Annotated in this window: 8 protein-coding genes; 7 read left to right on the top strand and 1 reads right to left on the bottom strand. The window is 37.1% G+C overall.

Going from position 1 to position 12368, the window contains the following annotated elements; translation table 11 throughout:
- Positions 1-49: 49 nt before the first annotated feature.
- Complete coding sequence (gene ptcA, locus TX86_RS24500; RefSeq protein WP_042353031.1) at positions 50-1039, bottom strand: putrescine carbamoyltransferase; 990 nt, start codon at positions 1037-1039, stop codon at positions 50-52.
- 308 nt (positions 1040-1347) lie between these two features.
- On the opposite strand from ptcA, the gene TX86_RS24495 reads away from it, so the two are divergent.
- From TX86_RS24495 to TX86_RS24465, 7 genes are all read left to right on the top strand, one after another.
- Positions 1348-3429, top strand: coding sequence for a sigma-54-dependent Fis family transcriptional regulator (locus tag TX86_RS24495; protein WP_042353029.1), 2082 nt, complete (start codon positions 1348-1350; stop codon positions 3427-3429).
- Positions 3430-3571: 142 nt separating this feature from the next.
- Positions 3572-4717 (top strand): acyl-CoA dehydrogenase family protein, encoded by a 1146-nt coding sequence (locus tag TX86_RS24490; protein WP_042353027.1) that lies wholly within the window; start codon positions 3572-3574, stop codon positions 4715-4717.
- A gap of 17 nt (positions 4718-4734) precedes the next feature.
- Complete coding sequence (locus tag TX86_RS24485; protein WP_042353025.1) at positions 4735-5886, top strand: thiolase family protein; 1152 nt, start codon at positions 4735-4737, stop codon at positions 5884-5886.
- A gap of 19 nt (positions 5887-5905) precedes the next feature.
- The gene (locus TX86_RS24480) at positions 5906-7480 is read left to right on the top strand and encodes a fatty acid--CoA ligase (protein WP_042353024.1); all 1575 of its coding nucleotides are present in this window, start codon (positions 5906-5908) and stop codon (positions 7478-7480) included.
- Between the two features lie 107 nt (positions 7481-7587).
- Complete coding sequence (locus tag TX86_RS24475) at positions 7588-9207, top strand: long-chain fatty acid--CoA ligase (protein ID WP_042353023.1); 1620 nt, start codon at positions 7588-7590, stop codon at positions 9205-9207.
- Positions 9208-9553: 346 nt separating this feature from the next.
- The gene (locus TX86_RS24470) at positions 9554-11014 is read left to right on the top strand and encodes an MBOAT family O-acyltransferase (protein WP_042353022.1); all 1461 of its coding nucleotides are present in this window, start codon (positions 9554-9556) and stop codon (positions 11012-11014) included.
- Between the two features lie 15 nt (positions 11015-11029).
- A complete protein-coding gene (locus tag TX86_RS24465) occupies positions 11030-12064 on the top strand; it encodes a hypothetical protein (RefSeq protein WP_042353021.1) in 1035 nt (344 codons plus the stop codon).
- The last annotated feature ends 304 nt before the right edge of the window (positions 12065-12368 follow it).

Genomic DNA, 12368 nt, shown 5'->3' with positions numbered 1-12368 from the left:
GGTATGCTCCAGTCCATACGTTGCTAAACGGAGGCTTTCGCATTTCAATTTAGCTCATCACCAGTTCTTTCACTTTAGGTTCTTCATTCTTTGTGTAATAAGAAGGGTTCATGAAGTAAACCAGTAATGCACGCATTGCAGTTAGACGGTTTTCAGCTTCATCAATAACGATTGAGTAGTCTGCATCTAACACTTCATCTGTTACTTCTTCGTTACGAGTTGCTGGTAAGCAGTGCATGAATTTTACATGTGGAGCTGCTTTGCTAATCATTTCAGCATTTACTTGGTATTTAGGGAAGAATACGTTCATACGTTCTTCTTCAGAAAGCTCAGCTTCGTATAAGCCATACCAAACGTCTGTATAGATGAAGTCTGCTCCAGCAAGTGCGATATCAGCATCTTCTGTTACTAAGCAGCTACCACCAGAGATTTTGCAGTTTTCTTCAGCGATTTTTAAATGCTCTTCACGTAATTGGAATCCTTTTGGTCCGAAGTGAACGAAGTCCATACCAAGTTTCGTAGCCATGAACATTGTAGAAGCACAAACTTGAGTAGCGTCACCTACGAACACGATTTTGCAATCTTCAATCTTTTTACCTGCTGGTAGATGCTCGAACATTGTGATTGCATCACCTAGTTCTTGTGTTGGATGGTTATAATCAGACATACCATTGATTACTGGAATAGTTGAGTTTTCAGCAAGTTCAACAACTGTTTCATGGCGTTCTACACGAGCCATCATAATGTCTACTAAGCGGGAAAGTACGCGAGCTGTGTCAGCAACTGATTCATGTCCGCCAAGTTGGATTTGACCAGGAGCTAAATATTGTGCGTGGCCACCAAGTTGAGTCATCGCTGTTTCAAAAGAAACACGAGTACGAGTAGAAGACTGTTCAAAGATCATACCTAATGTTTTATTTTTTAATAATTCAGGATAATAGCCGTTTTTAATAGATTGTTTTAATTCCAAACCAAGTTCAATTAACTGTACAATTTCTTCTTTCGTAAAATCTTTAGTATCGATGTAATCTCTTTTCATAACTTCTGTCACCTCATTAAGTATTTTTGTGAATCTCTTAACATACGTATGTACTAACTTGCTACAACTAGAGTATAGGCTAGATGCAAGCTATTTTGGAATAGGAAAACGGCTTTTAGACACAGACGGTATGAAGCTGTAACCTGATACATTTTGTGTAACAGAGTAACAAATTTCACGATAAGAGGTTATTAATTTATGAGAGTGGGTATAAGATGCCTTTGCTTGATTGGAAAATTATGATAGGGTAAATAGAGTTAGTTTCTTAATATTCGGAAATATTAAGGTTGGTAAGGGGGAGGAGTAGTATGGTGGAATTTCGAAAAAAAGTTTCTCGTTTTCAAAGGCAGATAAGTGAAGAAACCACATTTGAAGAAGCTGCTGCTTTATTACTAGGGCAGAAATTCACCCTATTGCCGGTAACAAATAAAGAGGGCATATTGCAAGGTGTGTTTACGAGACGAAATATGCATCAAATGATTATGGATGAAGTAAAACTCACTACTCCAATTCGAAAGTATATAAAAAACCATGTTATAACGATTAACATCGAAACCCCGTTTGATGAAATAGTGGAATTAGCAAAGACGAGTGAGGTTGGAACAGCAGTTGTCGTGGATGAGGATAATAGAGTGATTGGGTTGTTTTCCAAAACAGATATGGTATTGTCGCTTTTTGAATCAACGAACTTTTTAAAAGAGCAGCTTGAAACCATTATTCAACATGCTCATATAGGTGTCATCATGACAGATGAACAATTACATATTACGTATGTGAATGATCTTTTGCATCGAATGAGCGGAAAGAATGCTAATCAAATGCTTGGAAATCAACTTCATTATGTTTTTCCTGAATTTAAAGCTCCATTACAATCGAGTCAAAATTATATGTCTATAACACTTCGTAATAGTAAAGCGATTGCTTTCTTATCTCCTTATCAAAGAAATGCTATGGAGAAAGGATTTATTGTACTATTTCAAGAGACGCCCGAATTAGAAAGAATGGCGGAAGAGCTAGAAACAGTTAAAAGCTTAAAAACAACGTTACAAACAACATTAAATCATGCTTATGATGGCATTATTACAATAGATGAAAAACGGATTGTTCAGATGGTGAGCCCGTCATTGTTACAGTTATTTCGTTTACAAGAGAAAGATGTATTAGGTAAAGTTGTTTCAAAGGTTTTGCCAGAATTACAGCTAGCTCATGTATTTGAAACACAAGAAGCAGATTTCAGCGATTTTGAGGAAGAGCAAGGTATTAAGTACATTGTCCATCGCATTCCAATTATTCATGATGGAAAAGTCATAGGTGCGATTGGTAAAGTGATGTTTCGACAATTAAATGAAGTAGGTCAACTATTTAAGAAATGGCAGAAAGCAGAGCGTAAAGCGGACTACTACCATAAACAATATAAGCAGACAGAAACAGCTAAGTATACATGGGATCAAATCTATTCAGTTGATACTCAAATGGATAAATTGAAGAAGAGTGGAAAAAAAGCTGCCAAAGGTCGGTCGACTGTTCTTATCCGCGGTGAAAGCGGAACGGGTAAGGAATTATTTGCCCATGCGATTCATTCGAGTAGTGCAAGAAGAGATGATCGTTTTGTAATTGTTAATTGCGCGGCCATTCCTGAGGATTTGCTAGAATCAGAGTTTTTTGGTTATGAAGAAGGAGCCTTTACAGGAGCCAGACAGCGAGGGAAAATTGGGAAGTTTGATTTAGCTAATGGAGGTACGTTATTTCTAGATGAGATTGGTGATATGTCTCTTACGCTACAAGCGAAACTACTTCGTGTCTTACAAGATCGAGAGTTTTATCGTGTAGGTGGAACTGCGAAAATTCAAGTAGATGTTAGGATTATAGCAGCAACGAATCGAGACTTAGAACAAATGGTGAAGGATGGTTTGTTCCGGGAAGATTTGTATTATCGCTTAAATGTTATTTCGTTACACGTACCACCACTTCGTGAAAGAAAAGCCGATATTGAGCATTTGATTGTGCATATTATGGAAGAATTAAATCGTGTTCTTGAAACAAGTATTACGGGCTTTGATCAAGAGGCTAAGAAAACGATGTTATCTTATCATTGGCCAGGTAATGTTAGAGAATTAAAGAATGTGCTAGAGCGTGCGATGACATTCGCTGAACATGGAAGCATCCAAATTGAAGATTTGCCAGAGTATATGCTTAAACAAATCGAGAGAAAGCAATTAGAGCAACCAGATACGACGATGTTTGAGGATGCGGAGATTAATGCAATTAAGAAAGCGTTAAAGCAAACAAAAGGGAATAAAGCAGAAGCTGCTAGATTACTAGGAATTAGTCGATCCAGTCTTTATGAGAAATTAAAAAAATATCAATTAACGAATGCAGGTGTCCTATAAATGGACACCTTTTTTCATGCATGTATTTGGGATAAACAAGTTAGGTGGTATGAGGTAGCGATAGAATGACTATATATGCTTTGGCATAGGAATTGCATTTTATGAATAAAAGATTTTTATAGAAGCGAAGGAGTGTATAGTGATGAAACATCCATATTTAAATGAAGAACATGAAATTTTCCGCGCATCTTTTAGAAAATTTTTAGAGAAAGAAGCGTATCCATATTATGAGCAGTGGGAAGAGGATCGTATCATTCCACGATCATTTTGGAAGAAGATGGGTGCACAAGGTTTTCTATGTCCGGATATTCCAGAAGAGTACGGTGGCAGTGATGTGGACTGGGGTTTTTCTGTAGTTATTAATGAAGAAATCGAGCGTGTTGGCTCAGGGACAATTGGGATTGGGCTGCATAACGATATTGTTGTTCCTTATATTACGGCATATGGAACGAAAGAACAGAAAGAACGCTGGCTACCGAAATGTGTAACAGGGGAATGTATTACAGCGATTGCTATGACAGAGCCAGGTGCTGGTTCTGATTTAGCTGGGATTAGTACAACGGCTGTATTAGATGGAGATCATTATATTGTAAATGGTCAAAAAACATTTATTACAAATGGTATTCATTCGGATTTAATTGTTGTAGCGGTGAAAACCGATACGAAAGTAGTTCCAAAACATAAAGGTGTAAGTTTAATAGTTATTGAAAGAGATACACCTGGTTTTTCACGCGGTAGAAAATTAAATAAAGTCGGCCTACATTGCCAAGATACTGCAGAGTTAATATTTGAAGATTGTAGAGTTCCTAAAGAGAATCTACTAGGAGAAGAGGGAAAAGGTTTTATTTATTTAATGGAGAAGCTACAGCAGGAACGACTTCTTGTTGCGATTGGCGCACAAATTTCGTCCGAAGAAATGCTTTCTTCAACTATTGAATATGTAAAATCACGTAGTGCTTTCGGTAAGAATATAAGTCAATTTCAAAACACGCAATTCAAAATCGCTGAAATGGCGACGGATATTCAAATGAGTAGAGCGTTTCTAGATTCTTTAATAGCAGAGCATATAGCAGGAGAAAATGTTGTAACAAAAGTATCGATGGCAAAGTGGAAGTTGACAGAGGTGGCAAGAGAAATAGCGACTCAATGTATGAAATTGCATGGTGGCTATGGATATATGGAAGAATATCCGATTGCTAGAAGATATCGTGATATTCCAGTAGCGAGCATTTACGCAGGAACGAATGAAATTATGAAAACGATTATTGCGAAAAATTTAGGCTTATAGAAAGGGAGAGAACAAGAATGAGACAAGCGGTCATTGTGGAAGGTATAAGAACACCTGTTGGAAGACGAAATGGTTATTTAAAAGATTTTAGAGCGGATGATTTAGGTGGGCTTGTTATTAAAGAGTTGGTTAACAAATCTGGAATCGATCCTCATTTAATAGATGATGTCATTTTAGGGTGTGTGACTCAGGTCGGAGAGCAAGCGAATGATATTGCAAGAGTAGCGGCGTTAATTGCTGGTTTACCTATCGAAGTTCCAGGAACGACGATTGATCGTCAATGTGGTTCTAGTCAGCAAGCAATTCATTTCGCTGCACAAGCCATTCTTGCTGGTGATATGGATATTGTGATTGCTGGAGGCGTGGAAAGTATGTCACGCATTCCAATGGGATCGAATTTTCAAGGTGTGAAACCGAGCGAACAATTACGTAGTCAGCACGAAATTATTAATCAAGGATTATCAGCGGAAAGAATAGCAGAACAGTACGGGTTTACAAGAGAAGATCTTGATGCTTTATCTGTTGAAAGTCATGAAAAAGCATTAAAGGCACAAGAAGCGGGCTATTTTGATAAAGAAATTATGCCTGTATCTGTAACTGTTGGAGAGGGAGAAATAGAAATTGTCCGACATGATGCAGGTCCACGAAAAGGAACAACAGTAGAAGTGTTGAGTGGATTAAAACCAGCATTCCTAGAAGGTGGATCTATTCATGCAGGTAATGCTAGTCAAATTAGTGATGGAGCAGGAGCGCTACTTATTATGAGTAGAGAGAAAGCTGAAGAACTTGGAATGAAGCCTCGTTTCCTTATCCATACGAGAGTGGTCGTAGGTTCTGATCCAACCTTAATGTTAACGGGTCCTATTCCAGCAACACAAAAAGCATTACAGAAATCAGGTTTATCGATTGATGATATAGATGTATTCGAAGTAAACGAAGCCTTTGCCTCTGTTACTCTTGCATGGCTGAAAGAAACAGGTGCTGATCCGAAGAAATTAAATCCTTGTGGAGGGGCTATTGCACTTGGGCATCCACTAGGGGCAAGTGGTGCGAGATTAATGTTAACTATGATGAGTGAGCTAGAAAGAACAGGTGGTCGCTACGGATTACAAACGATGTGTGAAGGCTATGGCATGGCAAATGCAACGATTATAGAAAGATTAGATTAATAGACGGGAGGCAATTAGAATGAGTATGACAATTGGGAGTATCTTTGAATTAACGGTACGCAATTATCCAAACAAAGAAGCGTTATATGATATTAGAAGTAATAATCGCTACACATATAAAGAGTGGAGTGAGGAAGTGACTCGACTGGCAAATGCGTTAAAGGGGCAAGGAGTGAAGAAAGGAGACCGTGTTTCTACATTTCTTTATAATCGTGAAGAGTTGGCAACAACCTTCTTTGCATGCGCTAAGCTGGGGGCGATCTTTAACCCAATTAACTTCCGTTTAATGGCAGAGGAAGTAGCTTATATTTTGGAAGATGCGACGCCGAAAGTGGTACTTTTTGAACAAGCTTTAGAAGACGTAGTAGCAAAAATTGAACATCGTTTCCCTCATATATCTTTCTGGTATACCGACGATGAGGCACCAAACTATGCAGTAGACTATGAAGTGAAAGTAAAACAAGCTCCCACTGAAGAAATTATGGAAGATATGAATGAAAATGATGATTATGCGATTATGTACACTAGTGGTACAACTGGAAGACCTAAGGGGGTTATTCATCGTCATCGTGATATGGTCGAGCAAAGTATGCTAGCGATTCAAAATACGAAAATAACGTTTAATGATCGTGGTTTAATTATTGCTCCAATGTTCCACTGTGCGGAATTACATGTTGCTTTTTTACCACGCGTTCATTCAGGAGCTTCGAATGTAATAATGCACCAATTTAATCCAGTTAAGACTCTTGAAACGATTGAGAAAGAGCGCATTACTAAGTTTTTTGCCGCTCCAACTATGTGGAATATGTTACTGCAAGAGAACTATGAGAAATATGATCTATCTAGTATGAAGCTAGGGCTGTATGGTGCGGCTCCAATGGCTCCAGTTTTAGTAACAGCTTGTCGTGAGAAACTAGGCGTTCAACAAGTACAAGCCTATGGTATGACTGAGATGGGACCAGCTATTACATTTCTAGCTGAAGATGATCAGATAAGAAAAGCAGGTTCAGCAGGAAAAGCCTGTCTCAATCACGAAATACGAATTGTGAGACCAAATGAAGATGGTCCATCAGAACCAGATGATGTAGTACCAAATGGTCAAACAGGAGAAATTATCGTTCAAGGTCCATGTGTTATGAGAGGATATTTCCAAAGAGAGGAGGATTCTAAGAAAGCGCTTTATAAAGGTTGGTATCATTCTGGTGACATTGGTTATCTGGATGATGAAGGCTATTTATGGGTGAAAGATCGAGTGGACGATATGATTATTAGTGGTGGCGAGAATGTATATCCAAGAGAAGTAGAAGATTTGCTTTATGAATATCCAGGTGTTCTAGACGTTGCTGTTATTGGTCAACCAGATGAGCACTGGGGAGAAATCGTAACTGCCTTCATTGTGACAAAGGATGAGACGATGACAGCGGAAGATTTAGAAGCTTATTGCAAGAACAGTGAGAAGCTCGCGAATTATAAGCGACCTAGGAAGTATATATTCTGTGAAACAATGCCTCGTAACGCGAGCGGGAAAATACAAAAGTTCATACTGAGAAAGCAATTAGAAGATATTCTTTCGAGTGATAATGCCGCACGTTAATCTATAAATAAGCAAAGAGGGTAATTGTGTTAGCTACTTTGATGTCACCAGCATCGTGAATATGCAATATATTGAAGTTCTTATAAAATTGAAGGGAGTAAGGCTCTATGATGAATGTGCCTTTAACAGTTGGATCGCTTCTAGAAAGAGCAGAAAAATATTTTGCGAAGAAACAAGTTATTTCACGAACACACTCAAGGATTCACCGATTGACATATAAGGAAATAGGAGAACGTACTCGTAAACTAGCTCACGCTTTAGAAGGATTAGGGGTGAAGCGAGGAGAGCGCGTTGGAACACTTGCTTGGAATCATCACCGTCATTTAGAGGCTTATTTTGCGGCTCCTGGAATGGGTGCAGTCCTGCATACAATTAATATTCGTCTCTCACCGGAAGATATTACCTACATTATTAATCACGCGGAAGATCAAGTGTTACTAATTGATGAAGATATCCTACCTCTAGTAGAAAAAATACATCACCATTTTAAAACAGTTAAAGCATATGTGATTATGACTGATCAAGAAGAATTGCCAGAAACATCCCTCAGCCCTGCTTACTCCTATGAGAAACTAATTGAAGATAAAGATCCAAACTATGCATTTGCTACAGATATTGATGAGAATGAACCAGCGGGTATGTGCTATACATCTGCTACAACTGGTAAGCCAAAAGGAGTTGTATATACACATCGTGGTATTGTGCTTCATACTTTTGCTTTAGGATTGACTGATACGGTAGGTTTATCTGAAAGTGATATTGCGATGGCTGTAGTACCAATGTTTCATGTGAATGCGTGGGGAATGCCATTTGCATGTACATGGTTTGGAAGCACGCAAGTTTTTCCAGGACCTCAGTTTCATCCGAAGTTACTAGCTGAGTTAATTGAACAAGAAAAAGTAACAGTAACGGCTGGTGTACCAACAATATGGATTGGGTTACTACAAGTGTTAGAGCAAGGAAACTATGATACATCTTCTTTGCGAGCGGTTCTTTGTGGAGGTTCAGCTGCTCCGAAAGGAATTATTCGTATCTTTGAAACAAAATATAAAATCCCATTCCTTCATGCGTACGGCATGACTGAAACAACGCCAATTGCTTTATTATCTAGAAGAAAAAGCTATCAAACTGATTTAAGTGAAGAAGAATTATTAGATCTTCGTGCAAAACAAGGCATGTTAGTGCCGGGGCTAGAAATGAAAGTTATTGGTGATAAAGGAGAAGTAAAGTGGAATGGCGTTGAAATGGGTGAACTGCTCATTCGTGGTCCATGGATTGCCAATGAATATTATAAAGATGATCGTACGAAAGATGCGTTTAAGGATGGGTGGCTTCACACCGGAGATGTCGCTGTTGTTGATGAAGAAGGAGTGGTCAAGCTAGTTGATCGCACGAAAGATTTAATCAAGAGCGGCGGTGAATGGATTTCATCCGTCGACTTAGAAAATGCGCTAATGGCACATGAAGCTGTTCTTGAAGCGTGTGTAATAGCGGTTCCACACCAAGAATGGCAGGAGCGGCCGATAGCTTGTGTTGTATTGAAGGATGCTTATAAAAACAAAGTAGAGAAAGAAGAACTGCAAGAATTTATAAGACCTCAATTTGCGAAATGGTGGCTACCAGATGATGTCTTATTCTTAGATGAAATTCCGAAAACATCTGTTGGTAAATTTCAAAAAATGGCTCTTCGTAAGCAAGTGAATGAACAATTGAATAATATGGCTTAATTATAGATAGACAAATTAAAGAGAGAAGAGGATGATAGAATTCTTTTCTCTCTTTTTTTGAGGTGGTCAGAATGAATAAATAGCTTTATATGGCTACTTATCGTATATTATTGATAGATTTTTAGAATGGTGGTAATATCTATCAAGGAATCTCTGCGTTAGATGATATACAGAATAGTTGTATAAAATACGGAATTTTTTAATTATACAGAAATATTGCGGACTGAGTCAGAAAGTGGGGTATTCAAATCCGGGATAGTAAATGTTGATCTAGCTAAGGGGTTTTGTGTTCTTACAATACTGAATATTCGACATATTCAAGACCGAAACAAAGTGAGTGATGGGATTGTTATTTAATTCGTTTGAGTTTATCTTTTTGTTCCTTCCAATTGTTTTTAGTGGGTATTTTCTGTTGAATCATTTCAAGCAGAAGCAGCTATCTATTTATTGGTTAGTGGTGTCGTGCTTATTTTTCTATGGATATTTTAATCCAAGTTATTTAATTTTAATTGCATTTTCGATTTGTTTTAACTTTTTGATGGGACGCTTAATAATCGATACTTCGGTGTTGAAAAGGCGTAAGTTATATTTAACGATAGGGATTTTATTTAATGTAGGTTTATTGGGTTATTACAAATATGCAGATTTCTTTATTAGTAACGTAAATGCGGTTGCAGGTACAAACTTTCACTTGCTACATTTAGTTCTTCCTCTAGGATTAAGTTTTATTACTTTCCAAAAAATCGGCTATTTAGTAGATGCTTATCGACATGAAACGAAGAAATATAGTTTTTCTACATTTGCTCTTTTTGCAACATTTTTCCCACAATTAATTGCTGGACCAATTGTGCAACATAAAGAGATTATTCCTCAGTTCGAAGAGGAGAAGAATCGACGTATTAACTGGAATAATGTTTCTATGGGGCTTTTTATTTTCTTCATCGGTTTGGTTAAGAAAGTAGCTATTGCTGATACGGTTGCTATTTGGGTAAATGATGGCTATCTACACTATCAAGCGTTAACGTTTGTCGAGTCATGGATTACTTCACTTTCATATACTATTCAGCTTTATTTCGATTTTAGCGGTTACTGTGATATGGCAATTGGTTTAGGGCTACTCTTTAACATTAAACTACCAATTAATTTTAACTCTCCTTATAAATCAAGAAATATAAGAGACTTCTGGAAAAGATGGCATGCAACGTTAGGGAGATTCCTTACACAATATTTGTACATTCCATTAGGAGGAAGTCGTAAAGGTGAAGTTTTAACATATGTGAATCTATTTTTAGTTTTCTTTGTTAGTGGATTTTGGCATGGAGCGGGTTGGACCTTCATTATTTGGGGAACGCTACATGGTTTGGCTTCCATAGTTTTAAGGTTATGGTCAAAAACAAAGATTACACTGCCTTATTGGGTATCGTGGTTTATTACTTTTCAATTTGTAAACATTGCGTGGGTATATTTTCGAGCTACGACTGTTGAACAAGCGAATACAATTCTCTTAAAAATGTTTCAACCAAACTGGCATGAAATGACTACATTTTTTACACATCCGATGAGACATTTCGTTCAGTCTGCAACATTTGATTTTAATCTTTTCACACTGAATAACCCAAAAGTTGCGATTCTAACGATTATCCTTCTGTTACTTGTTGCTTTCTTTGCGAAGAACTCTATTCAATGGCTAGAACAATTTAAATTACAATGGCGTTACATCTTCACATGTCAATTGTTGCTGTTATTTGTTTTGGTCACTGTATTTTATATGCAAAGAAACAGTGTGTTTCTATATTTCAATTTCTAACTAAGGTGTGATTACATGAATTCGAAGCAATGGATGATACGATTGGTTCTTACAACAATTGTCGTTGTAGGTATACCGGCTTTTGGGGTAATGGGCTTTAATTACTGGATAGACCCTCTTTGGAATTTTGAGCACAAAAATGATTATAATGATTATCAAGTGGGCTTTGATGAAAGACAACAAAAAACAAATTATATCAATAGTAGAAAGTTCGATTATGACAGCTTATTAATAGGAACTAGTCGAGTAACGTATATGGATTCTCGTGAATTTAAAGGTGAGAAAGTATTTAACTATTCTCTTAGCTCTTTGCATATTGATGAGTATTTACCTTTCATACAATATGCAGCGAAGAAGAAGGGAGAAGATTTTGATACGATTTATATGGAACTCTATCAAAATTCATATAATGCAGGTGAAGTTACTAACACAGGAAGAGCAGCGTCTATATATATAGATATAGCAGAGAACCCTTTTTATAAATTCACATCGCTATTTTCTGAGAAAACACTAGAATCGGCTATTACCAATTATGAGATTTCGAAAGAGAACAAATACGATGGTCCAAGAAGCTATACAAGAGATAATGTAGCTCAAACTTCTTTTTCGAATGAGCGTTTGCCTATTATTTTAGATAAGTTCGAGGAGTCCTTTAATAAGAGAGCGAATCAGCCAGTCGCCTATAATGAAAATTATAAGAAACGTTTAATAGATTTGAAGAATGCTTTTCCAAATACAAAATTCGTTGTGTTCACCGATCCAATGCCTGAAGAAAGGTTGAATACTATTCTATCAAGTCCTTATCATAGAGATGCGTATAATCGTTGGTATAAGGAAATGGTAGATGTATTTGGGGAAGTATATAGCTTCCAAGGAAGCACACCTGTAACTACTAATATGGATTACTTTTTTGATGCATTTCATTATTATCCAGTAGTAGGTGATATGATGATGCAAGCTATGCAACACCCAAAGGAACATACCGATATTCTTCATATCGTAAATAAGAATAACTTAACTACTTATTTACAAGAAGTAGGACAGGAATAGTGATAATTATCTTCTATAGAGCCTTGCGGTGAAGCAGGGCTCTATTTTTCTATATTAATCTAGTAATTTTTTTGAAAAAATACTTGTGCTTCTTAAGTCAGCGTGGTATATTTATATTCGTTGCTGCTGAATGACAGCTTATCATCATGAATATGTTGAAAAAAGTCATTGACACGCGAGTGACGAAATGTTATATTATAAAAGTTGCTTCTGATAGCAACGAAAATAATATTAAAAAAGTTATTGACAGTGAATAACTTAAGTGATATTATATAAAAGTTGCCACAACAGCAACGGAATGATC

The sequence above is a fragment of the Bacillus massiliigorillae genome (assembly GCF_000380245.2).
In the GTDB taxonomy this organism is placed as follows: domain Bacteria; phylum Bacillota; class Bacilli; order Bacillales; family DSM-1321; genus Bacillus_AD; species Bacillus_AD massiliigorillae.
This window is presented reverse-complemented; position numbering and strand designations above follow the sequence as displayed.

Excerpts from the sequence above, each read along its gene's own strand:
- ptcA (WP_042353031.1), bottom strand. The coding sequence starts at position 1,039 with ATGAAAAGAGATTACATCGATACTAAAGATTTTACGAAAGAAGAAATT.
- TX86_RS24495 (WP_042353029.1), top strand. The coding sequence starts at position 1,348 with ATGGTGGAATTTCGAAAAAAAGTTTCTCGTTTTCAAAGGCAGATAAGT.
- TX86_RS24490 (WP_042353027.1), top strand. The coding sequence starts at position 3,572 with ATGAAACATCCATATTTAAATGAAGAACATGAAATTTTCCGCGCATCT.
- TX86_RS24485 (WP_042353025.1), top strand. The coding sequence starts at position 4,735 with ATGAGACAAGCGGTCATTGTGGAAGGTATAAGAACACCTGTTGGAAGA.
- TX86_RS24480 (WP_042353024.1), top strand. The coding sequence starts at position 5,906 with ATGAGTATGACAATTGGGAGTATCTTTGAATTAACGGTACGCAATTAT.
- TX86_RS24475 (WP_042353023.1), top strand. The coding sequence starts at position 7,588 with ATGATGAATGTGCCTTTAACAGTTGGATCGCTTCTAGAAAGAGCAGAA.
- TX86_RS24465 (WP_042353021.1), top strand. The coding sequence starts at position 11,030 with ATGAATTCGAAGCAATGGATGATACGATTGGTTCTTACAACAATTGTC.